The sequence below is a fragment of the Pseudomonas sp. TS_SC_3 genome (assembly GCF_056156225.1).
The window spans coordinates 2,173,448-2,197,310 of record NZ_CM149586.1 but is presented as its reverse complement, the minus strand read 5'-3'; the positions used below and the strand labels follow the sequence as shown (position 1 = coordinate 2,197,310).

At 55.9% G+C, this 23,863-nt stretch carries 20 protein-coding genes; all 20 read left to right on the top strand.

All coding sequences use genetic code 11. The features are described from left to right. Positions 1-61 precede the first annotated feature (61 nt). Positions 62-1,147 (top strand): 3-phosphoserine/phosphohydroxythreonine transaminase, encoded by a 1,086-nt coding sequence (gene serC, locus AC0J6G_RS10615; protein ID WP_475247538.1) that lies wholly within the window; start codon positions 62-64, stop codon positions 1,145-1,147. After that, positions 1,147-2,253: a prephenate dehydratase gene (pheA, locus tag AC0J6G_RS10610; protein WP_475247536.1), complete on the top strand. Its 1,107-nt coding sequence runs from the start codon at positions 1,147-1,149 to the stop codon at positions 2,251-2,253. Before serC ends, pheA begins: the two co-directional genes overlap by 1 nt. Positions 2,254-2,344: 91 nt before the next feature. After that, positions 2,345-3,451 (top strand): histidinol-phosphate transaminase, encoded by a 1,107-nt coding sequence (gene hisC, locus AC0J6G_RS10605; protein WP_475247534.1) that lies wholly within the window; start codon positions 2,345-2,347, stop codon positions 3,449-3,451. Next, the gene (locus AC0J6G_RS10600; RefSeq protein ID WP_475247532.1) at positions 3,448-5,703 is read left to right on the top strand and encodes a bifunctional prephenate dehydrogenase/3-phosphoshikimate 1-carboxyvinyltransferase; all 2,256 of its coding nucleotides are present in this window, start codon (positions 3,448-3,450) and stop codon (positions 5,701-5,703) included. The genes hisC and AC0J6G_RS10600 overlap by 4 nt, the downstream gene beginning before the upstream one ends. Next, entirely contained in the window at positions 5,700-6,386 is a 687-nt protein-coding gene (gene cmk, locus AC0J6G_RS10595) for a (d)CMP kinase (protein WP_475247530.1), read from the top strand. The genes AC0J6G_RS10600 and cmk overlap by 4 nt, the downstream gene beginning before the upstream one ends. A 152-nt stretch (positions 6,387-6,538) precedes the next feature. Then, entirely contained in the window at positions 6,539-8,224 is a 1,686-nt protein-coding gene (gene rpsA, locus AC0J6G_RS10590; protein WP_160015557.1) for a 30S ribosomal protein S1, read from the top strand. A 154-nt stretch (positions 8,225-8,378) separates the two neighbouring features. Then, positions 8,379-8,663, top strand: coding sequence for an integration host factor subunit beta (ihfB, locus tag AC0J6G_RS10585; RefSeq protein WP_475247527.1), 285 nt, complete (start codon positions 8,379-8,381; stop codon positions 8,661-8,663). Between the two features lie 483 nt (positions 8,664-9,146). Further along, entirely contained in the window at positions 9,147-10,436 is a 1,290-nt protein-coding gene (gene wbpA, locus AC0J6G_RS10580) for a UDP-N-acetyl-D-glucosamine 6-dehydrogenase (protein ID WP_475253687.1), read from the top strand. 17 nt (positions 10,437-10,453) lie between these two features. After that, positions 10,454-11,404: a UDP-N-acetyl-2-amino-2-deoxy-D-glucuronate oxidase gene (gene wbpB / locus AC0J6G_RS10575; protein ID WP_475247525.1), complete on the top strand. Its 951-nt coding sequence runs from the start codon at positions 10,454-10,456 to the stop codon at positions 11,402-11,404. Positions 11,405-11,411: 7 nt separating this feature from the next. Beyond that, positions 11,412-11,996 carry a UDP-2-acetamido-3-amino-2,3-dideoxy-D-glucuronate N-acetyltransferase gene (gene wbpD, locus AC0J6G_RS10570; protein ID WP_475247522.1) on the top strand — a complete coding sequence of 195 codons (585 nt, stop codon included), beginning with the start codon at positions 11,412-11,414 and terminating at the stop codon, positions 11,994-11,996. Continuing rightward, a complete protein-coding gene (locus tag AC0J6G_RS10565; RefSeq protein ID WP_475247520.1) occupies positions 11,993-13,084 on the top strand; it encodes a DegT/DnrJ/EryC1/StrS family aminotransferase in 1,092 nt (363 codons plus the stop codon). Before wbpD ends, AC0J6G_RS10565 begins: the two co-directional genes overlap by 4 nt. Then, complete coding sequence (gene wecB, locus AC0J6G_RS10560; protein WP_475247519.1) at positions 13,081-14,175, top strand: non-hydrolyzing UDP-N-acetylglucosamine 2-epimerase; 1,095 nt, start codon at positions 13,081-13,083, stop codon at positions 14,173-14,175. Before AC0J6G_RS10565 ends, wecB begins: the two co-directional genes overlap by 4 nt. 90 nt (positions 14,176-14,265) lie before the next feature. Further along, positions 14,266-15,255, top strand: a complete 990-nt coding sequence (locus AC0J6G_RS10555; protein WP_475247517.1) for an NAD-dependent epimerase/dehydratase family protein — start codon at positions 14,266-14,268, stop codon at positions 15,253-15,255. 2 nt (positions 15,256-15,257) lie between these two features. Beyond that, the gene (locus tag AC0J6G_RS10550) at positions 15,258-16,367 is read left to right on the top strand and encodes a DegT/DnrJ/EryC1/StrS family aminotransferase (RefSeq protein WP_475247516.1); all 1,110 of its coding nucleotides are present in this window, start codon (positions 15,258-15,260) and stop codon (positions 16,365-16,367) included. Between the two features lie 3 nt (positions 16,368-16,370). Continuing rightward, positions 16,371-16,910 carry an acyltransferase gene (locus AC0J6G_RS10545; RefSeq protein ID WP_475247515.1) on the top strand — a complete coding sequence of 180 codons (540 nt, stop codon included), beginning with the start codon at positions 16,371-16,373 and terminating at the stop codon, positions 16,908-16,910. Further along, positions 16,903-18,138: a glycosyltransferase family protein gene (locus AC0J6G_RS10540; RefSeq protein ID WP_475247513.1), complete on the top strand. Its 1,236-nt coding sequence runs from the start codon at positions 16,903-16,905 to the stop codon at positions 18,136-18,138. Before AC0J6G_RS10545 ends, AC0J6G_RS10540 begins: the two co-directional genes overlap by 8 nt. Then, positions 18,131-19,552 (top strand): lipopolysaccharide biosynthesis protein, encoded by a 1,422-nt coding sequence (locus tag AC0J6G_RS10535; protein ID WP_475247512.1) that lies wholly within the window; start codon positions 18,131-18,133, stop codon positions 19,550-19,552. The genes AC0J6G_RS10540 and AC0J6G_RS10535 overlap by 8 nt, the downstream gene beginning before the upstream one ends. A gap of 11 nt (positions 19,553-19,563) precedes the next feature. Then, the gene (gene asnB, locus AC0J6G_RS10530) at positions 19,564-21,447 is read left to right on the top strand and encodes an asparagine synthase (glutamine-hydrolyzing) (protein ID WP_475247511.1); all 1,884 of its coding nucleotides are present in this window, start codon (positions 19,564-19,566) and stop codon (positions 21,445-21,447) included. 18 nt (positions 21,448-21,465) lie between these two features. Next, on the top strand, positions 21,466-22,590 hold the full coding sequence (locus AC0J6G_RS10525) for a glycosyltransferase (RefSeq protein ID WP_475247510.1): 1,125 nt from the start codon (positions 21,466-21,468) through the stop codon (positions 22,588-22,590). A gap of 74 nt (positions 22,591-22,664) precedes the next feature. Next, complete coding sequence (locus AC0J6G_RS10520; protein WP_475247509.1) at positions 22,665-23,861, top strand: glycosyltransferase family 4 protein; 1,197 nt, start codon at positions 22,665-22,667, stop codon at positions 23,859-23,861. The last annotated feature ends 2 nt before the right edge of the window (positions 23,862-23,863 follow it).

The following is a 23,863-nucleotide window of genomic DNA, read 5'->3' as shown; positions in this document are numbered from 1 at the left end:
GCGTGAGATTTGGCGGCTGCTGGCAAGCCCAGCCCGCCCACTAACTTGAGCGAGAGTGGATGTGAGCAAGCGAGCCTTTAACTTCTGCGCCGGCCCGGCCGCGCTTCCTGAGGCTGTTCTGCAGCGCGCCCAGGCGGAACTCCTCGACTGGCAGGGCAAAGGCCTGTCGGTGATGGAGATGAGCCATCGCAGCGACGAGTACACCGCCATTGCGGAAAAGGCCGAGCAGGATCTGCGTGATCTGATGGAGATTCCATCCGACTACAAGGTGCTGTTCTTACAGGGCGGTGCTAGCCAGCAGTTCGCTGAGATTCCACTCAACCTGTTGCCCGAAAACGGCGTCGCCGATTACATCGACACCGGTATTTGGTCGAAGAAAAGCATCGAAGAAGCCAGCCGCTTCGGCAATGTTAATGTCGGCGCCAGCGCTAAGGCCTATGACTACTTCGCCATTCCTGGGCAGAACGAGTGGCAGCTGTCGAAAGACGCCGCCTACCTGCACTACGCCAGCAACGAAACCATCGGTGGCCTGCAGTTCGACTGGATTCCTGAGGTGGGTGACGTGCCGTTGGTGGCGGACATGTCTTCCGACATCCTTTCGCGGCCGATCGATGTATCGAAGTTCGGCCTGATCTACGCCGGCGCGCAGAAGAACATTGGCCCCAGTGGCCTGGTCGTGACCATCGTCCGTGAAGACCTGCTCGGCCGCGCCCGTAACGTCTGCCCGACCATGCTCAATTACAAAGTCGCTGCTGATAACGGCTCGATGTACAACACCCCGGCGACCTTCTCCTGGTACTTATCCGGTTTGGTGTTCGAGTGGCTGAAAGAGCAGGGCGGGGTGGCCGCCATGGAGCGGATCAACCGCGCCAAGAAAGACCTGCTGTACAAGGCCATCGATACCAGCGATTTCTACAGCAACCCGATTGCCGTAAACGCCCGCTCCTGGATGAACGTGCCGTTCCGCCTGGCCGACGAGAAGCTGGATAAGCCGTTCCTCGCCGGCGCCGATGCGCGCGGCCTGCTCAATCTCAAAGGCCACCGTTCGGTTGGCGGCATGCGTGCCTCGATCTATAACGCCGTGGGCCTGGATGCTGTTGCAGCGTTGGTCGCTTACATGGCTGAGTTCGAGAAGGAGCACGGCTAATGACGGATTCAGTTTCCGAGCAGGAACTGCAGGCGCTGCGTCTGCGTATCGATAGCCTCGATGAAAAAATCCTTGAGCTGATCAGTGATCGCGCCAGCTGCGCCGAAGAAGTCGCGCGGGTGAAGATGAAGGCCCTGCCGGAAGGCGAGAAGCCGGTGTTTTACCGTCCGGAGCGCGAAGCCCAGGTGCTTAAACGCATCATGGAGCGCAATCAGGGGCCGCTGGGTAACGAGGAAATGGCGCGGCTGTTCCGCGAAATCATGTCCTCCTGTCTGGCCCTGGAAAATCCGCTCAAGGTCGCTTACCTCGGCCCGGAAGGCACCTTCAGCCAGGCGGCGGCGATGAAGCACTTCGGCCACGCGGTGATCAGCGTGCCTATGGCGGCTATCGATGAAGTGTTCCGTGAAGTGGCTGCCGGCGCGGTTAACTTCGGCGTGGTGCCGGTGGAGAACTCCACCGAAGGCGCGATCAACCACACCCTCGACAGCTTCCTCGAACACGACATGGTCATTTGTGGCGAAGTCGAGCTGCGCATTCACCACCACCTACTGGTCGGTGAAACCACCAAAACCGACAAGATCACCCGCATCTATTCCCACGCGCAGTCCCTGGCGCAGTGCCGCAAGTGGCTGGATGCGCATTACCCGAATGTTGAGCGCGTTGCAGTGTCAAGCAATGCTGACGCAGCCAAGCGGGTGAAAAGCGAGTGGAACAGCGCGGCGATTGCCGGTGATATGGCGGCCAGCCTGTACGGCCTGACCAAGCTGGCGGAGAAGATTGAAGACCGTCCGGACAACTCCACGCGCTTCTTGATCATCGGCAGCCAGGAAGTGCCGCCGACCGGCGACGACAAGACCTCAGTGATCATTTCCATGCGCAACAAACCGGGTGCGTTGCACGAGCTGTTGGTGCCGTTCCACAATAGTGGCATCGACCTGACCCGCATCGAAACTCGCCCGTCGCGCAGCGGCAAGTGGACCTACGTGTTCTTTATCGACTTCGTCGGCCACCATCGAGACCCGTTGGTTAAGGGCGTGCTGGAAAAGATCAATCAGGAAGCCGTGGCGCTCAAGGTGCTGGGCTCCTACCCCAAAGCGGTACTCTAAAACTGCTGCGGCATGCCTCAGGTCTCAAGCTACACGCGCATCGACGCCGGGCTGTACTTGGGGCTTGCGGCTTTAAGCGTGAGGCTTTGCTATGACTGATTTCCTCGCCCTGGCTCAGCCAGGTGTACAGCAGCTGTCGCCCTATGTGCCGGGCAAGCCGGTGGATGAGCTGGCGCGTGAGCTGGATCTGGACCCGGCCAGCATTGTCAAGCTGGCCAGCAACGAAAATCCGCTGGGTCCTAGCCCTAAAGTACTGGAAGCGATTCGTGGCGAGCTGAATGATCTGACCCGTTACCCCGATGGCAATGGCTTCGAGCTGAAAAGCCGCTTGGCTTCGCGTTGTGGCGTGGACATCAGCCAGGTCTCGCTGGGTAATGGTTCCAACGACATTCTTGATCTGGTTGCCCGTGCTTATCTAGCGCCGGGCCTGAATGCGGTGTTTAGCCAGTACGCCTTTGCCGTTTACCCGATCGCCACCCAGGCGGTTGGTGCCCAAGGCAAGGTGGTGCCGGCGCAGGATTACGGTCACGACCTTGAAGCCATGCTCGCGGCCATTGATGCCAATACCCGTGTGGTGTTTATCGCCAACCCGAATAACCCGACTGGTACCTGGTTCGGCCGTGACGCGCTGGAGCGTTTTCTCGCTCGCGTGCCCAGCAATGTGCTGGTGGTGCTGGATGAGGCTTATATCGAGTACGCCGAAGGCGATGAGCTGCCGGACGGCCTCACGTACTTGGCGCGCTATGACAACCTGCTGGTCTCGCGCACCTTCTCCAAGGCCTATGGCTTAGCGGCGTTGCGCGTTGGCTATGCGCTCAGCTCGGCACAGATCGCCGACGTGCTCAATCGCGTGCGTCAGCCATTCAACGTCAACAGTCTCGCCTTGGCGGCGGCGTGTGCCGCATTCGATGATGCCGATTACCTGGCGCAAAGCCGCCAGCTCAATGACGCTGGGATGGCGCAGCTGGAAGCTGGCCTGCGCGAGTTGGGCCTGAGCTGGATACCGTCCATGGGCAACTTTATTGCCGTGGACTTTGGCCGCGATACAGCTGCGATCAACCAGGCGCTGTTGCGTGCAGGCGTTATCGTGCGTCCGGTCGCCGGTTACGGCATGCCGAACTTCCTGCGGGTGTCGATTGGTTTGCCGGCTGAGAACGCACGCTTCCTTGAGGCCCTGGCCAAGGTGCTGGGCGCGTGAGTGAAGCCAAACCTGTTGTCACTGCGGTGCAACCTGCCTGCCCTAAGCTCGGGCGCCTGGTGGTTATCGGTCTGGGGCTCATCGGTGGCTCCTTTGCCAAAGGGGCGCGTGAGCGCGGCCTGTTTCGCGAGGTGATTGGGGTCGATCTGGACCACGAGTCGCGTCGCCTGGCGGTTGAGTTGGGGGTGGTTGATCGATGCGAATCTGACCTGGCAGTTGCGTGCCAGGGGGCTGATGTAATCCAGTTGGCGGTGCCTATTCTGGCCATGGAAAAGCTTCTGGCTGAACTGGCTAAGCTTGACCTGGCGCAAGCGGTGCTCACGGATGTCGGCAGCGCCAAAGGCAATGTGGTGCGCGCTGCGCGCCTGGCCTTTAGCGGTAAAGCGGTGCGCTTTGTGCCGGGCCACCCGATTGCCGGCTCCGAGCAGAGCGGGGTGGAGGCCGCCAATGCGCAGCTGTTCCGCCGCCATAAGGTCATCCTCACGCCCTGTGAGCAGAGTGATGACGCAGCCCTGGCGCTGGTTGACGCTCTGTGGCGCGAGCTGGGGGCGGATGTTGAGCATATGGAGGTCGAGCATCACGATCAGGTGCTGGCTGCGACCAGTCATCTGCCGCATTTGCTGGCTTTTACCCTTGTGGATTCATTGGCCAAGCGCAGTGAAAACCTGGAGATCTTTCGTTACGCCGCCGGCGGCTTTCGCGATTTCACGCGCATCGCCGGCAGTGATCCGGTGATGTGGCATGACATCTTTCTCGCTAATCGCGAGGCGGTGCTGCGCACGCTGGACGTATTTCGCGACGACCTCGACGCCCTGCGCGACGCGGTCGACGCTGGGGATGGGCATCAATTGTTGGGCGTTTTCACCCGCGCCCGCGTGGCCCGTGAGCATTTCGGCAAAATTTTGGCCCGTAGGGCTTATGTGGACGCTATGCATTCGAATGATCTGATTTTTTTGGCTAACCCTGGCGGCAAACTCTCTGGGCGTATTCGCGTGCCGGGTGACAAATCCATTTCCCATCGCTCGATCATGCTCGGTTCGCTGGCTAAAGGCACCACGCAGGTTGAGGGCTTTCTAGAGGGCGAGGATGCGCTGGCGACCATCCAGGCATTTCGCGACATGGGCGTGGTCATCGAAGGCCCGCATCATGGTCGTGTCACCGTGCACGGCGTCGGCCTGCATGGCCTGAAGGCGCCGGCTGGCCCGCTTTACATGGGTAATTCCGGCACTTCGATGCGTTTGTTGTCCGGCTTGTTGGCTGCGCAACCCTTCGACACCACCCTGACGGGCGATGCCTCACTGACCAAGCGTCCGATGAATCGTGTGGCCAGACCGCTACGTGAGATGGGCGCAGTGATTGACACCGCTCCGGAAGGTCGTCCGCCGCTGACTATTCGCGGCGGCCAGCGTTTGACTGGTATGGACTACGAGATGCCCATGGCCAGCGCTCAGGTTAAATCCTGTTTGTTGTTGGCTGGGCTTTACGCCGCTGGAACCACCTCGGTGACCGAGCCGGCGCCGACCCGTGATCATACCGAGCGCATGCTGCGCGGTTTTGGTTACCCGGTAAGCGTGGAGGGCAGCACTGCCAGCGTCACCTCGGGCCACAAACTGACCGCGACCCATATCGAGGTGCCCGCGGATATTTCCTCGGCCGCATTCTTCCTGGTGGCCGGCAGCATTGCTGAAGACTCGGAACTGGTGCTTGAGCACGTAGGTATCAACCCGACCCGTACCGGCGTTATCGACATCCTCAAACTGATGGGCGGCGACATCACCCTGGAAAATCAGCGTGAAGTCGGTGGCGAACCGGTCGCTGATATTCGCGTGCGCAGCGCCAAACTCAAGGGCATTGATATCCCCGAAGACTTGGTGCCGTTGGCCATCGACGAGTTTCCGGTGCTATTCGTGGCCGCATCGGTGGCTGAAGGCCGCACGGTGTTGCGTGGCGCCGAAGAGCTGCGGGTCAAAGAGTCGGATCGCATTCAAGTGATGGTCGATGGTTTGATTGCCCTCGGTGTCAATGCCGAGCCAACACCAGACGGCATTATTATCGAAGGCGGCAGCATCGGTGGTGGCGAAGTCTGGGCTCACGGTGATCACCGTATCGCCATGTCGTTCAGCGTGGCCTCGCTGCGTGCCACGGCGCCGATCCGCATCCACGATTGCGCCAACGTCGCCACCTCGTTTCCCAACTTCCTCGCGCTGTCGGCTCAGGTGGGTATTCGTGTAGCCGAGGAGGGCAAAGCATGATTGCCGCCCCGGTTATCACCATCGATGGGCCAAGCGGCTCCGGCAAAGGCACCATTGCCGGCCTATTGGCTAAGCAGTTGGGTTGGAATTTGCTGGATTCGGGGGCGCTGTATCGGCTGCTGGCGTTTGCAGCGGGTAACCATGGCGTTGACCTGACTAATGAAGAAGCCATGAAGCTGCTTGCCGCTCATCTGGATGTGCAGTTCATCGCGGCCGGTGATGGCCATAGTCAGCGTATTATTTTGGAAGGTGAAGAGGTTACGGATCTGATTCGTAACGAGCAGATCGGCGCCGGTGCTTCGCAGGTCGCGTCGCTGTCCGCCGTGCGTGAGGCCCTGCTGCAGCGCCAGCAAGCTTTTCAGGAAATGCCCGGTCTAGTTGCCGATGGTCGCGACATGGGTACGGTGGTATTTCCTCATGCACCCTTGAAGATTTTTCTCACCGCCAGCGCCGAGGAGCGTGCCCGTCGCCGCTACTTGCAGTTGAAGGCCAAGGGCGATGATGTTAACCTCGCGAGTCTTCTCGACGAGATTCAGGTGCGCGATGAGCGCGATACCCAGCGTGCAGTGGCCCCACTCAAGCCGGCGGCCGATGCAATCCAACTGGATTCCACTGAACTTTCGATTGAACAAGTGCTTGAACGAATTCTCAGTGAGGTTGCCAATCGCGACCTTGCTGGATGACCAGAGCCACAGCTGCTTAAGCTGACCGGCTCGCCAAGGAAGCTTACGGGAACCCAGTCATAGACCCGTGTGCCTCTTTTTATATGAACGTACCCACATTGTCTGGAGTGTGGTTTGGGCGGATTCCCTGCCCTGAATCAACAGGAATTAAAATGAGCGAAAGCTTTGCTGAACTGTTTGAAGAAAGCCTAAAAACCCTGAATCTTCAGGCTGGCTCGATCATCACCGCAATCATCGTCGATATCGATTACCAAGCGGGTTGGGTAACCGTTCACGCTGGTTTGAAGTCTGAAGGCCTCATCCCGCTAGAACAGTTCCACAACGACGCTGGCGAGCTGACCATCAAGGTCGGTGACGAAGTTCACGTTGCTCTGGACGCGGTTGAAGATGGCTTTGGTGAAACCAAGCTGTCCCGCGAAAAAGCCAAGCGTGCCGAGTGCTGGATCGTTCTGGAAGCAGCTTTCGCCGCTGAGGAAGTGGTTACGGGCGTTATCAACGGTAAGGTTAAGGGCGGCTTCACTGTCGACGTTAACGGCATCCGTGCGTTCCTGCCAGGTTCCTTGGTCGATGTCCGTCCGGTGCGTGATACCACTCACCTGGAAGGCAAAGAGCTCGAATTCAAAGTCATCAAGCTGGACCAGAAGCGCAACAACGTTGTTGTTTCTCGCCGCAGCGTGCTGGAAGCCGAGAACAGCGCTGAGCGCGAAGCTCTGCTGGAATCCCTGCAGGAAGGTCAGCAAGTCAAAGGTATCGTCAAGAACCTCACCGACTACGGCGCGTTCGTGGACCTGGGTGGCGTCGATGGTCTGCTGCACATCACCGACATGGCGTGGAAGCGCATCAAGCATCCGTCGGAAATCGTCAACGTTGGCGATGAAATCGACGTCAAGATCCTCAAGTACGATCGCGAGCGCAACCGTGTATCCCTCGGCCTCAAGCAGCTGGGCGAAGATCCATGGGTTGCCATCAAGGCGCGTTACCCGCAGGACACTCGTGTTACTGCGCGCGTAACCAACCTGACCGACTACGGCTGCTTCGCAGAGCTGGAAGAAGGCGTGGAAGGCCTGGTGCACGTATCCGAAATGGATTGGACCAACAAAAACATCCATCCTTCGAAAGTCGTTAACGTCGGCGACGAAGTGGAAGTTATGGTTCTGGATATCGACGAAGAGCGTCGTCGTATCTCCCTCGGTATCAAGCAGTGCAAAACTAACCCGTGGGAAGATTTCTCCGGTCAGTTCAACAAGGGCGACAAAATCTCCGGCACCATCAAGTCGATCACCGATTTCGGTATCTTCATTGGTCTGGATGGCGGCATCGACGGCCTCGTTCACCTGTCCGACATCTCCTGGAACGAAGTAGGCGAAGAAGCTGTACGCCGCTTCAAGAAAGGCGACGAGCTGGAAACCGTTATCCTCTCCGTTGATCCGGAGCGTGAGCGCATTTCCCTCGGCATCAAGCAACTGGAAGAAGATCCGTTCTCCGACTACGTGGCTGTTAACGATAAAGGCACCATCGTGCGCGGTATCGTTAAAGAAGTTGACGCCAAAGGCGCCATCATCACCCTGGCCGATGGCATCGAAGCCACTCTGAAAGCCTCCGAAATCAGCCGTGACCGCGTTGAAGACGCGCGCAACGTTCTGAAAGAAGGCGAAGAAGTCGAAGCCAAAATCATCAGCGTTGACCGTAAGAGCCGCGTAATCAGCTTGTCGGTCAAGTCGAAAGACGTTGAAGACGAAAAAGAAGCCATCAAAGAAATGCGCAAGCAGGAAGTAGAAACTGCTGGTCCGACCACCCTTGGTGATCTGCTCCGCGCGCAAATGGAAAAACAGAACTAAGTTCGGTTAATCCAGAGAAAAAGGGCGACTTCGGTCGCCTTTTTTTGTGCCTGAAAATCGCTAAGGCGTTGTTTTATAGGCTGTTCAAATCTGATCAGGCGTGCTAAAACCTTTCTATCTAGTGGTCTAGCTGCTTGAAAATGAAGGGAAAACCATGACCAAGTCGGAGTTGATCGAGCGCATCGTCACGCAGCAAGGGCAGCTTTCGTCCAAGGATGTAGAGTTGGCGATCAAGACCATGCTTGAGCAAATGTCGCAGGCGCTCTCGACAGGTGATCGTATCGAAATCCGCGGCTTTGGCAGCTTCTCACTGCACTACCGTGCGCCGCGCGTGGGGCGTAATCCGAAGACCGGTGACTCGGTTCGGCTAGATGGCAAGTTTGTGCCGCACTTCAAGCCTGGCAAGGAATTGCGTGATCGGGTGAATGAGGATGAGTAGTTGCTGCGTTGGTTTTCTGATCTAAGATTGCGCATCGTCCTGATTCTATGAGGCTGCATTTATAAGTGCCGTAGCCCGATTTTCTGATTTTCGTCAAAATATCTGTCTACTCATATCGCTCTCCGGCTTTGGATGCTGGTGTGATTGCTCGCTCATCTGGTGATTTCTTGTGAGTTCACTGCTGTCCTCGTCTTCTGTCTTTTTGCGATTTCTCTGAAGGCAGGGTCGATGCAAGTGCTGGGTCGGGTTAGGGGGCTTGAATGCATGCCGTGAACCGGTATTTTTCGAAAGTGGTTGGTGTGTGTTGTGGTTGATATGCGAAAATTGGGTTCAGGAAATTTCGTGCATTGGGTGTTGGGTTAGGCTGGTTGCCTAGTAGGGTCGTTTTCGGCAGTGAACTGCACACCGCTAGCCGTGTTCGTGTATTTTTAAAGAATTAGAAATGGAGTGTTATCTGTGAAGGCTGATTTACGACAGGCGTGTATTGATAAATTCAAGAGTAGGAATGCGCTGATTGGTATCGTTGGTCTGGGTTATGTCGGCCTTCCATTGATGTTGCGTTATAACTCCATCGGCTTTCGTGTGCTAGGTATTGATATCGATGAGCATAAGGTTGCTAGGCTCAATTCAGGGGAAAGTTATATTGAGCATATACTTGGCGAACATATTGCTAAAGCGCGTAGCAGTGGGTTTGAAGCAACTACTGATTTCATACGAGCAAGTGAGTGCGATGCACTGATTCTTTGTGTGCCTACGCCGTTGAATAAATATCGCGAGCCTGATATGAGCTTCGTGATTGATACTACAAATGCGATTAAGCCTTATTTTCGAGCAGGTCAGGTTGTCTCCCTCGAGAGTACAACATATCCAGGAACAACCGAGGAAGAGTTGTTGCCACGTGTGCAGGAGAGTGGGCTAGTAGTAGGGCAGAATATCTTCCTGATCTATTCCCCGGAGCGTGAAGATCCAGGTAATCCAAACTTTGAAACTCGCACCATACCCAAGGTGATCGGCGGTCATACGCCTGCATGCTTGGAAGTCGGGATTGCATTGTATGAACAAGCAATCGACCAAGTGGTACCGGTCAGCTCAACCAAAGCTGCCGAAATGACCAAACTGTTGGAGAATATTCATCGGGCGGTCAACATTGGTCTGGTCAACGAAATGAAGATCGTAGCCGACCGTATGGGCATTGATATTTTCGAAGTTGTCGATGCTGCGGCTACCAAACCGTTCGGCTTCACTCCTTATTACCCCGGGCCAGGCCTTGGCGGCCATTGTATTCCGATTGACCCTTTCTATCTGACATGGAAGGCCCGCGAGTATGGCTTGCATACTCGCTTTATCGAGCTTTCTGGTGAGGTCAACCAGGCTATGCCTGATTACGTCGTCAATAAGCTGATGGATGGTCTAAACGACAGTGCCAAAGCTCTGAAAGGCAGTAGGGTGTTGGTGCTGGGCATCGCTTATAAGAAGAACGTTGACGATATGCGTGAGTCACCGTCGGTTGAGATCATGGAGCAGCTCGAAGCCAAGGGTTGTGTCGTCGCCTACAGCGATCCTCATGTGCCGGTGTTCCCGAAAATGCGCGAGCATCATTTTGAGCTGTCCAGTGAACCGCTGAGTGCGGAGAATCTTGCGAGCTTCGACGCAGTGGTTCTTTCGACTGACCATGATAAGTTCGACTACGAGCTGATTCGTCAGCACGCTCGCTTGATTGTCGACAGTCGCGGCAAGTACCGCACCCCTGAAGCTCACATCATCAAAGCCTGATTGCCGGAGAGTCGCTCTTGAAACGTTTTGCCCTTATTGGTGCTGCGGGCTACATCGCCCCGCGGCACATGCGTGCCATCAAGGACACCGGTAACGAGCTGGTTTTGGCCTACGATATAAATGATTCGGTCGGTATCATTGATAGCCTGTCACCACAAAGCGAGTTTTTCACCGAGTTTGAGCGTTTCGTCGAACATGCAAACCGTATCAAACGTGATTCGGCGACTGCTCTGGATTATGTAGCAGTCTGCTCCCCGAACTATCTGCATCATGCGCACATCGCTGCCGGCCTACGTCTCGGTTGTGATGTGATTTGCGAGAAGCCTCTGGTGCCAACGCCAGAGGTGTTGGATGAGCTGGCTCGTGTAGAAAAAGAGACTGGCAGGCGCGTCTACAACATTCTGCAATTGCGTCATCACCAGGCGATCCTAGACCTTAGGGCGAAGGTTGCTGGTGAAGACCGCGATGGCAAATATGATGTTGAACTTACGTATATTACATCCCGTGGCAAGTGGTACATGGAGAGCTGGAAGGGTGACCCACGCAAATCCTACGGTGTGGCCACCAATATCGGCGTGCACTTCTACGATATGTTGCACTTCATCTTTGGCAAATTGCAGCGCAACGTGGTGCACTTCGCCAATGACTACAAGGCGGCTGGCTATCTAGAGTACGAAAAGGCGCGCGTGCGCTGGTTCTTGTCGATTGATGCCGATGATTTGCCGGAGTCGGTCAAGGGCAAGAAGCCGACCTATCGCTCAATCACTGTCGATGGTTCCGAGATAGAGTTCTCGGAAGGTTTCACCGATCTACACACTACAAGCTATGAGGAAATTCTCGCAGGTCGTGGTTACGGTATTGAGGATGCACGTCATTGCGTCGAGACGGTTAACACGATCCGTTCTGCCCAGATCGTTGTACCACTGGAGGGTGAAGGTCACCCATTCCTTGACATCTTAAAGCGCTGAGGTTGGCATGAATTATCAGGTCCATACCTCAGCCATCGTCGACGATGGTGCGCAGATCGGCGACGGTTCCCGAGTCTGGCACTTTGTGCATGTCTGTGCTGGGGCGCTTATCGGCAAGGAGGTGTCTCTTGGGCAGAACGTTTTCGTCGGTAACAAGGTATTGATCGGCGATAACTGCAAAATTCAGAACAACGTCTCGGTTTACGACAACGTGACCTTGGAAGAGGGCGTTTTCTGTGGTCCGAGTATGGTGTTCACCAACGTTTATAACCCACGCTCGTTGATTGAGCGTAAGAGTGAATACCGCGATACCCTGGTCCGCAAAGGTGCAACTTTGGGTGCGAATTGCACCATCGTCTGCGGCGTGACAATTGGCGAATTTGCCTTTGTTGGCGCTGGTGCGGTTATTAACAAGAATGTTCCGGCATATGCCTTGATGGTCGGTGTGCCGGCACGACAGATCGGCTGGATGAGCGAGTTCGGCGAACAGCTGGAACTGCCGTTGGAAGGCGAGGGCAGTGTTGCCTGCATTTATACTGGTGCACGTTACGTGCTGCGCGGTAAAGAGCTGATCAAGGAGAACGGTGCGTGATCGAGTTTATCGACCTCAAGGCGCAGCAGGAGCTGATCAAGGAAAAGATCGACGCCGGCATCCAACGCGTTCTTGCGCATGGCCAGTACATCCTCGGCCCTGAGGTGAGCGAGTTGGAAGAAAAGCTCGCGGCTTTCGTCGGCGCGAAGTACTGCGTTAGCGTGGCCAACGGCACCGACGCCGTGCAGATTGCCCAGATGGCGCTGGGCATCGGACCGGGCGACGAGGTCATCACCCCCGGCTTCACCTATATCGCCACTGCCGAGACCGTCGCGTTGCTGGGAGCCAAGCCGGTTTACGTGGATGTCGATCCGCGCACCTACAACCTCGATCCGACGCTGCTTGAAGCTGCTATCACCTCGCGCACCAAGGCGATCATCCCTGTGTCGCTGTATGGCCAGTGCGCTGACTTCGATGCGATTAACGCTATCGCTGCCCGGCATGGCATACCCGTGATCGAGGACGCCGCGCAGAGCTTCGGTGCCACGTACAAGGGCAAGCGCTCCTGCAACCTGACCACCATTGCCTGCACCAGTTTCTTCCCAAGTAAGCCCTTGGGGTGCTATGGCGACGGTGGAGCAATCTTCACTAACGATGACGAATTGGCCAAGGTAATGCGCCAGATCGCCCGTCATGGGCAGGATCGTCGCTACCACCATATTCGTGTGGGCGTGAACAGTCGTCTGGATACCCTGCAGGCGGCCATCCTGCTGCCCAAGTTAAAAATCTTCCCGCGCGAGCTTGAGCAGCGCGAGCGGGTTGCTCAGGGTTATTCCCGCCTGCTCGGCGAGGCCGGCCTCGCCGCGCCGTTCCTCGAGGCGCACAACCTCAGTGCCTGGGCTCAGTACACCGTGCAGGTCACCGACCGTGACCAGGTGCAGGAGCACCTCAAGGTTGCCGGCATTCCGACTGCGGTACATTACCCGATTCCGCTCAACCGCCAGCCGGCGGTGAAGGATGACGCCGCGCGCCTGCCGGTGGGCGATGCTATTGCCGAGCGGGTGATGAGCCTGCCGATGCATCCTTACCTAGGCGTGGAGCAGCAGGCCACTATCATTCAGTCCTTGCAGGATAGCCTGCGCGCATGAGCAAGAAAATTGTCACCATCGTCGGGGCGCGCCCGCAATTCATTAAGGCTGCTGCGGTCTCGCGCGAGATTCTCAAGCATCCTGGCCAGCTCGAAGAAGTCATGGTGCACACCGGCCAGCACTACGATCCGAACATGTCCCAAGTGTTCTTCGACGAGCTGGAGATCCCTGCGCCCAAGTACAACCTGGAAGTCTCCGGCGGCGGCCACGGCGCCATGACCGGGCGCATGCTCGAAGGCATCGAGCGCATCCTGCTCGACGAGAAACCGGACTGGGTGCTGATCTACGGCGACACCAATTCGACCCTGGCCGGCGCTTTAGCGGCGGCCAAGTTGCATATCCCGGTGGCGCATGTTGAGGCAGGCTTGCGCTCGTTCAATATGCGTATGCCCGAGGAAATCAACCGCATTCTAGCCGATCGTGTATCGAGCCTGCTGCTTTGTCCGACAGATGTGGCCGTTGAAAACCTAGCCCGCGAAGGCATGATCCAGGGGGTAAACAATGTAGGCGACGTGATGTACGACGTTGCCCTCTATTATCGTGAGCGCGCCCGGGTTGGTAGCTGTATCATGCAAGCGCTCGGTTTGAGTGAAAAGTCATTTGCTCTGGCGACCTGCCATCGGGCCGAGAATACTGATGATCCCTTGCGCCTGGAGGGCATTCTCAGCGCCTTGGAGCAGATTGTCAGGGACATGCCAGTGGTTTTGCCGCTGCACCCGCGTACCCGTAAGCTACTAAAGCAGTTCGGTCTGGAGCGATATCTGGATGCGCTCACGATTGTCGAGCCGCTGTCCTATCTCGATATGGTGGCGTTGGAGCAGGCCGCTAAGGTTATCCTTACCGACTCCGGCGGTGTGCAGAAAGAGGCGTTTTTCTACCGAGTGCCGTGCATCACCATGCGCGATGAAACCGAGTGGGTCGAGACGGTCCAGCTGGGCTGGAATCAATTGGTGGGTGCAGACCCCGAGCGTATTGGGGCAGCCTATAAGCAGATTGAGCACCTTGTTGCTTGCAACAGTCTTGCACCTTACGGTGAGGGTATTGCTAGCGAGAAGATTATCGAGGTTCTGATTTCAACTAGCTTGAGTTGAACGCCTTTTGGTGCTTCTATTTTTTAATTTGGCTTCCCCTATGCAACAGGTGGGGGAACTCTACGGCTTTAAACCTATCGGAGTGTATGAATGATTACGGGCAAGAAAATCTTTATTACCGGCGGCGCGGGCTTCATTGCCAGCATGCTTATTTCTCGCCTTGCAGATCAAAACGAGATTGTGGTGTATGACAACTACACCCGTAACACACTAAAGGACACTGCCTTTGCTAATCATCCAAACGTACGCCAGATCCAGGGTGACGTTTTGGATTATCCGGCTCTCAAAGCAGCTATGACTGGTGCTCAGCTTGTTGTGCATGCAGCAGCGATTGCTGGTATCGAATCGACGGTTCGCAATCCCGTTACCACCATGCGGGTCAATATGATTGGTGCTGCCAATGCTATGGAAGCTGCCCAGGAGCTGGGCGGCGTGGAACGATTCGTCGACTTTTCGACCTCGGAAGTATTTGGCTCCCATGCGTTCAAGGTGGACGAAGGCCAGCAGACCGTCACCGGTGCGGTCGGTGAAGCACGGTGGACCTATGCGGTCAGCAAGTTGGCCGGCGAACATCTGGCGCACGCTTATTATAAAGAGTTCGGGCTGCCTACTGTTACCGTGCGGCCTTTCAACGTCTATGGCCCGGGTCAAACCGGCGAGGGGGCCTTGTCAATCTTTGTGCGTAAAGCGCTTAAAAATGAAGATATTCTGATCTTCGGTGATGGCAGCCAGATTCGTGCCTGGTGCTACGTCGATGACATGGTTGAGGGTGTGCTTTGTGCACTGGAGCATCCTGATGCAATAGGCGAGTCCTTCAATATTGGTAACTCACGCGCAGTCACTACTGTGTATGGCCTGGCTCAGGCTGTTTGCCGGATTGTCGGTAGCTCTTCGAAGATTCTTTTCCGTGATGCTCTGTCGGCTGATATCGAACTGCGCATTCCCAAGGTTGGTAAGGCCCGTGACCTTATAGGCTTTGAGGCCAAAGTTGATCTGGATGAAGGGCTGCGCCGCACAGCAGCCTGGGTTGCCGAAAATGAGGCTTCCTTACCGCAACTCTCAAACCTGTTTAAGAGCTGACCATGCTTAAGTTATCCCTGCCCAATATCAGTGAAGCGGCCATCGCAGCGGTTGGTGATGTGCTCCGTTCCGGCCAACTTGTGCATGGTCCCGAGTGCGAGGCCTTCGAACGCGAACTGGCGGCCTACCTGGGCTGCCGCGAGGTGATCCTGGTATCTTCCGGCACGGCGGCGCTGCATGTGGCACTGTTGGCGCTGGATGTTGGTCCTGGGGATGCCGTGGTGGTGCCGGACTTTACCTTTCCGGCCACTGCTAACGTAGTGGCGATGACCGGAGCAAAGGCGGTCATCGTGGACGTGATGCCAGGCACCTATGCCCTGGATGCTGTCCAGTTCGAAGAGCTGGTGCGCAATTGGAAGGGCCCGGAGCGCTTGCGTGCCGTGATGCCGGTGCACGAGTTCGGCTGTATGGCCGATATGCCGGAAATCAACCGGATCGCCCGCGAACACGGCCTGGCCGTGGTGGAGGACGCCGCGTGTGCTCTGGGCGCCAGCCTGACGGATCGCAAGGCGGGCACCTGGGGGGATGTCGGTTGCTTCTCGTTCCACCCGCGCAAGACGTTGACCACTGGCGAGGGTGGTGCCATCTCCACCGATAACGCCGAGTTGGCCGCACGTATGCGCCGCCTGCGGAACCACGGCATGGAGCGCACCGAAGAAGGCATGCGCTTCTTTGAACCGGCCACCAACTATCGTCTGACCAACTTCCAGGCTGCACTTGGACGGGCTCAATTGCCGATGCTGGATAGCTGGATTGGACAGCGTGAACTTTTAGTCGCGGCTTATGCGCGTTTGCTAGCACCGCTTCATGAGGAAAGGTTGCTTACGTTGCCTGATCTGGTGCCTGGCCATAGTTGGCAGACTTTTATGGTCGTTCTGGCTGATTCGTATAATCGAGATGAGGTGATAGCCAAGCTCCGTGAGCAAGGTATCGAAACCAATCTCGGTGCTCAGAGCCTTTCGGGAGTTGGAATATATGGGGAGCCAGGCGCTTATTCCGCCCAAGGTAAGGTTCTCTATTCTCAAGGTTTGGCATTGCCTTTGTTCGAACGAATGACCATGTCTGACGTTGAATGCGTCGTGGCGAAAATAGCGGCCGTTCTGCGAGGCTAGTTCATGTTGGATTTCTTCAAAGAACTCAAGAGCTTCTGGTTATCCCGGCGGCGAGAGATCAACGAGAAATACACGCGTACGCTGCCCTTTGGCGATTACGTTGTTGACCGATGGGAAAAAGCTCAGGAGTTGGGGTTCGGCAAAGGGACGTCCATATACGACAGCAGTTTGGTTTTAGGTGATGTCCGCGTGGGCGAAAACACTTGGATCGGACCGTACACCATTCTGGACGGGACTGGCGGGGGCTTGCAGATAGGTTCCAATTGCTCCATTTCTGCAGGGGTCCAGATTTATACGCATGACACCGTAGAGCGCTCGTTGAGCGGAGGTGTTCACTCTATAGTCACTGCTCCCACTTCGATTGGTTCGAACTGTTATATCGGACCCAATGTGGTGATTGTCAAAGGTGTGACTATCGGTGATGGGGTTGTTGTTGGCGCAAATAGTTTGGTCCTCAAAGATATTCCGGCAGGTTGTAAGGCCTATGGGACTCCCTGTGCCATAGTTTCTTCCGAGGTTAAAGGGATGTGCCAGCATGGCTGATGGCGGTTGCGAGCGCTCCTTTGCTGTGTTTCTTACAGCAAAGGCATATAAGAATAACCCAATGCTAAAGATGTATGGTGCAGCTTTAAGCTGTAGCTATGGGAACGTTTTTTCGTGCATTGATTACGCACGCCAAGTAGTGCCGGGTTCCCGTTTTATTTCATCGCCTCGTTTTCTATGGGGCTATTTTATTTATGTCTTGGCGAAAATTCCGTTTGGAGCGAAGCATCAGTGTGCCCCCAAAAAAAACAGTGTTAAACTTTTTGCTTGGTTGGTTTCGCCAGTATTTTTTTTGGATTACATAATTGCAAATCTGCGTCAGTTGTACGTTGCGCATGTTCGTGTGCGTAATCAGAAAGTGGATTTTGTTGTGGCGGTAGACGGGGACTTCTTACTCGCTGCTTTCATGCTTGCCAAATTCAAGCGCGCCCGATTTCTCTACTCGGTGTACGAAGTCTGGCCCGATCAGATAGCACCCTCTGGAGTGTGGGAGCTTTCCGCGAAATATGCCAGAACTTGCATTGAGGCCTTTTTTTGTCGGAGGGCGTTTAGCATTATTACTGTAACTCGGGCTTGGAGTAAGCTCGTACGTAGGCGATATGCATTGCCTCAATCAAAGTTTATTGAGGTCCCAGTTTGCCCTGAGCCTGTCTCGTTGCTGGATGAGACGGTTTATGACCCTGTTCGGTTTCACTACCATGGTGCGTTTTTACTGTCCAGAGGGTTGACCGAACTTCTGCGTGCTTTTCAAGGGGTGCAAGGCGCTCATTTATATTTGCGCGGATTTGGTCCGGATGAACAGAAACTCAAAGAACTCGTGGCCGAGTTAAAGCTTGATGATCAAGTCTTCTTTTTGCCACCTGTAGATGTTGGTGAGTTGGTTGCTCAGGGGCGAGAGTACGATGTTGGTGTAATTATAGCTAAGCCAGATACGGCGAATGGTCGAATGTGTACGGGGTTTAAATGTTTTGAATATTTGAATTCTGGATTAGCACTGCTCGCGCCCTCATCTTTACCATTGTTAGCGTTAATTAAAGATAATGGTTGTGGATTGAATTATGGGTGGCCTGATGAATTTGCCTTTCGCGATATAATTCAGCACACAGTCGCGCATAGGTCGGATTTGCTTGGTCTAAAGAGGGCGGCCCGTAGCGCATCTACTAAATTCAATGCTGAAATTCAGGCTGCATCTTTGCGCGCTGCTTTGCATGGTGTGGTCGATGGTTAAGGCATACAAGGAAATGGCTCTGTATGCGTTGGCAGAGCTGTTATTTAAGGCGGCTCCGGTTGTAATTATTCCTTTTTTGCTTAAGTTAATATCGCCCTCTGAGTTTGGGGTGATAGAGCTTTTTTTGACAGTGTTTTCTGGTGTTCTAGGTTTTTTGGGGTTGGGGGCAGGTAGCGCGATCCATCGTTATTATTATGATGAGGGGTATGTTGAAGATGATAGGCAATCTATTGTTGCTTCCGGTTTGTTTTGTGTTGTGCTCGCTTCTTTTTTATTTTCTATAACTTTTTTTTTGACCTTTGACGATTTTGTTGATTACTTAGGCGTGGTGGTAGGTCGAGAGTTTAAGTTTTTTTTGTACGGGTACGCGCTGTTTTCTTTGTATACCCAAGTTCTATTGGATTTGGTGAGGGTGGGGCGGGGTGCAGCAAGTTATCTGCTAGCGGCTGGCGTGAGTAAGATTCTTGGGCCGATATTGGCTCTTCTGTTAGTGGCGTATTTTTCAACAGGCCCGTCTGGCTATTTTCTGGCGCTGGCGTTGGCTGCAATTGCGGGTTTTCTTGCGGCTTTTTATTTTTCGTTGCCCTTGTTAAAGGGTGTCGTTGTACGGCGCAAGAATATATTACTCGTTCTAATATATGGCTGGCCGTTTGCTGTGATGGCGCCCTTGCAGTGGTCGATATCGGGTTTCGACCGTTTTTTCTTGGCTAGGGAGGCAGGCTTTGAAATTATGGGTGGCTATGCTTTAGCTGCGAAGTTTTCATTCGTAGGGGTGGCTTTATTTTCTGCTTTCCTAGCTGCGTGGGGGCCGGCCGCGTTTCGGTACCGAAATAGTGGCGAAGCTGTTTTTCGAGTGCTTCATGAACTAATATATGCATGTCTGACATGTGTTTTCTTTGTAGGGCTTGCGTCGGTAGCCGTTTTTGGGGAGTGGTTTTTTGATATCATGTTTCCGGCGGGCTACTCTGGATCTGTCGCATATCTCCTGTTATTAGTGTATGGGTCCGTTGTTCCACTTATTTCGGCCTCGCTATATGCGTATATTTCCATTTTTGGGCGTACCCATGTTTTTCTGATCATCACTGCGATTGGCGGTATTTTTTCATTGCTTTTGAATTACACCCTAATCGGTTTGTATGGCGGTATAGGCGCGGCGGCAGCAGTGGCATTGGTAGGGTGTTTGTTGTTTGGCCTAAATCTTTTTTTCTGCTTTAAATCCGGCGCGCCGAAGCCCCCGTTCTATCTTTATGCGTTAAAAATTTTGTGTCTCTTAATGCTGTTCGTTTCTGTGTTGTGTGGCGGTATTTTTGATCATCTATTGTTGGCCTTTTGTGTCGTCGCGGGCGCTTTGGCTTTCCGTCGATTTTATCATTTGGCCAGTAATAACAAACAGATGCTAATTTCCATCGGCTGAGAGAAACTTGTATGTGCGGTATAGCGGGCGGATGGTGGAAAGAGGCCGGACAGCTGGATGCGCGCCTGTCCGGGGCGCTTGAGAAAATCCGCTATCGCGGGCCCGATGACAGGGGCTATGAGCTCTATCCCATGGGTGATTCGGTGGTCGCCCTGGGTCATACCCGTCTGTCAATTTTGGACCTGTCTTCTGCCGGGCATCAGCCGATGTTGTCGGCGGACAAGCGTTTTTCGATCGTCTTCAATGGCGAGATCTACAACTATCGAGAACTGCGTACAGAACTGCAGGGTCTGGGGCACCGCTTCGTCTCCGACTCGGACACCGAAGTGCTGCTGGCTGCCTGGATCCAGTGGAGGCAAGCCTGCCTGATGCGGCTGATCGGTATGTTCGCCTTTGTCGTGCTGGATCGGCATGCAGGCACACTGACCTGCGTGCGCGACGCATTCGGCATAAAACCCTTCTTCTACGCGGCGAAAGGCGGAGAGTTTTACTTCGCCTCGGAGATGCCGGCGCTCAAGGAACTGCTGCCAGGCAAGCCGACGCTGGACTGGCAACGTGCCTACGATTACCTGGTACACGGGGACTACGACAGCGGGACCGGCACCTTCTTCGAAGGCATCCATCATCTGCTGCCCGGCCACCTGTTTATCGTCGATCTGCAGGAAGGGCGGGTTACCGAACCTGAACGCTGGTGGGCGCCGAGCATTGTCGAGCGCACCGATCTCTCGTTCGATAGCGCGACTGAGCTGGTCCGCGAGCAGTTCCTGCAGAATATCCGGCTGCACTTGCGCAGCGATGTTGCCTTGGGCGCTGCGCTGTCAGGGGGTATTGATTCCTCTGCGGTGGTCTGCGCGATGCGTCACGTCGAGCCGGACCTGCCTATCCATACCTTCAGCTATATCGCCGCGGGCAGCGATATGAGCGAAGAGGTTTGGGTAGATCGCATCAACGCTCATGTCGGCGCGGTGCCGTACAAGATTTCGGTGGGCTCCGATGAGCTGGTGCGCGACCTGGATTCGATGATACTGGCCCAAGGTGAGCCATTCGGCAGCACTAGTATTTATGCACAGTATCGGGTCTTCCAGTTGGCGCGCGAGTCGGGGGTTACCGTTACCCTCGACGGGCAGGGCGCCGATGAAATGCTGGCTGGCTACAACGGTTACCCCGGGCATCGGCTGCGTAGTTTGGTCGAAAAGGGACGGCTCGCCGAGGCGCTGAGCTTCCTTAACGAGTGGGCCAAGTGGCCGGGACGAGACCGCATCGGCGGTGCCAAGCGGCTGGCTGCGGAAATGACCGAAGGCTGGCTCTACGCGCTGCTGCGCAAGATCAATGGCTCCGATGCGCTGCCCAGCTGGATCAACGGCGAGCCGTTGGTGGAGCGCGGCGTCATCAGCCACTTCCCCAGGCAGCGTTCGCCGCAGAGCGAAGCGGGGCGCCGCGTAGTTGCCGAGCTGGCACTGTCGCTGATACGGCGCGGCCTGCCGGCACTGCTGCGGCACGGCGACCGCAACTCGATGCGTTTCTCGGTGGAAAGCCGCGTGCCCTTCCTGACTCTGGATATGGTCAATCTGCTCTTGTCGCTACCCGAGTCCTACCTCATTTCTTCCAAGGGCGAGACCAAGCACGTCTTTCGTGCTGCAATGCGCGGCATTGTGCCGGATGATGTTCTTGATCGGCGCGACAAGATCGGATTTGCAACGCCGGAGCAAGCCTGGCTGATTTCGATGGCGGACACCGTGCGCGGCTGGCTGCGTGAAGATTTGCAGTTGCCGTTCTTCAATCAGGCGCAAGTGCTACGCGAGTTTGAGCTGATCATCGCGGGCAAGAAACCCTTCTCTTGGCAGGTCTGGCGCTGGATCAATTTCTGCCGCTGGTACAGCCACTTTATTGCATGACATCGGATCTATAAAACCTTGAAGTCTGTTCTGATCATTTCGTTTTCGGTCATTCATAGCGATCCGCGCGTAATGCGCCAGGTGCGCCTGCTCGAGCATGGCTATCAGGTGACCGTAGCTGGTTTTGGCCGTGCGCCGGACGCGAATATCGAGTTCCTGGCTCTCGACAAACCGCCGGCCGGGCTCGTGCGAAAGGGCATCTGGGCCGGCAAGCTGCTGTTGGGTGCCTTCGAGAGCTACTACTGGAACCTGCCGCTGGTGCGACACGCCGTGCGTCTGCTGAGCGAGCGTCGGTTCGACCTGATCGTCGCCAATGATATCTCCGCGTTGCCGCTGTCCCTGCAGCTGGCGCAAGGCCGGCCGGTACTCATGGATGCGCACGAATATTCGCCCCGGGAGTTCGATGACAAGCTGCTCTGGAAGCTGCTGTTCGGCCGCTATCACCACTCCCTGTGCAAGCGCTACCTGCCCCAGGCGGCGGCCATGACCACCGTCTGCCAGGGTATAGCCGAGCAGTATGAACGTGAATATGGCGTGCCGTGCAACGTCATCCATAACGCGCCGCTGGACCAGAAGCTCTCGCCGTCAGGGGTGAATGCCCAATGCATTCACCTGGTCCACCATGGTTCAGCCATACGTTCTCGCCACCTGGGTGTCATGATCGATATGATGAAGCACCTCGATGCGCGCTTTACGCTGGATTTCATGCTGGTCGAAACCGATGCGGCCTACATGGCTGAGTTGCGGACGGCGGCCAAGGCGAACCCGCGGATCCGCTTCATCGAGCCGGTGGCTATGCAGGACATCTGTCAGCGTCTGAACGAGTTCGATATCGGGGTCTATCTATTGCCCCCGGTCAACTTCAATCATGAACACGCCTTGCCGAACAAGTTCTTCGAGTTCATCCAGGCCCGTCTGGCCGTGGCGATTGGACCATCCCCGGAAATGGCGACATTGCTCCGTCAGTATGGTTGTGGCGTGGTAGCCGAATCCTTCGAGCCTCATGCGCTGGCGGCTGTGATCCAGCAGCTGGATGCTGCGGCTGTCAGTGGCTTCAAACAGGCATCGGATGTCGCCGCGCAGGAGCTCAACTACGAGCGCGGCGGTCAGCTTCTGCTGGCGGAAGTCGAGAGGCTGGTATGACCTTCGGGCAACGCTCGCCTGTCTCTGCAAGGCGGGCTCGGACGGTATTGGGTTATGGAGTACGGGGTTAGCCTATGCGAGTGCTCTACTTGCATCCAGCCGGGGCCTTCGGCGGCGCCTCGAAAAGTCTTATCGAGCTGTATCGGCAGTCGGCCGGATATGGTGTCAGTGGTACTGTCCTGACTCCGGCCGGCTCGGCCCAGGGGGCGTTTGCAGCGGCTGGGCTGGATGTGCAGACTGTGCGAGGACTGAGTCAGTTCGATAACACGCGCTACGGCTTCTACCGGCGCCTACGCTGGCTGATTCTGTTGCGTGAGCTCTATCTGCTGCCGTTTTCGCTCCGGGCACTCTGGCGCCTGCGCCATCAGACCTTCGATCTGATCCATGTGAACGAGTTGACCTTGCTGCCACTCGGTATCGTTTCCAAGTGGCTTTTGCGCGTGCCGATGGTGGTGCATGTGCGTTCGCTGCAGCGCCCGCCTGGCGAGGGGCGGCGCACGCGCTTGCTTACCGGCCTGCTTCGGCGCCACGCCGATGCGGTGGTGGCGATCGATCAAACGGTGGCGGCGACGCTTGCCGACGATCTGCCGCTGAGCGTCATCCACAATGGGCTGAGTATCGATGCCGCCACATCCCTCGCCCGCCCGGTATGCGAAGTCAAGCCGGTTAAGGTCGGTTTTCTCGGTGTGCTGGTCGAGTTGAAGGGTATCTTCGAGTTGCTTGAAGCCATGCGTATTCTCAAGCAGCGAGGGGTTAATATCCGTTGCCTGGTGGCCGGCGAGAACGCCCGCCAGCTGTCACGCTGGAAGGCTTGGCTATTGGCGCAGTTTGGCTTCGGACGTGATGTCCGGGTCGAGTTGGAGGCATTGATCGAACGCCACGGTCTTCACCAGCAGGTCGAGCTGCTTGGGTTTGTCACGGATGTGCGGACGTTGTACCCACAGCTGGATATTCTCTGCTTTCCATCGCACCTGAACGCTGCAGGTCGGCCGGTTTTCGAGGCGGCCTTCTATGGTATTCCCAGTGTCGTTGTGGTGTGTGATCCGGTTGCGGATGCTGTGATTCATGAGGTAACAGGGTTGGCGGTTGCGGAGCCGCAGCCACTGTTGATTGCGGACGCGTTGCAGCGGCTGGTCGAGGACGCCGAATTGCGCAGACGGCTTGGCGCTCAGGCTAGGGTCTGGGCGAAACAGACCTTCACTATCGAGTCCAATGCGGCGCGTATGATAGAACTCTACCAAGCCATTGTCTCTCCAGCGAGGAGGCCCTAAAT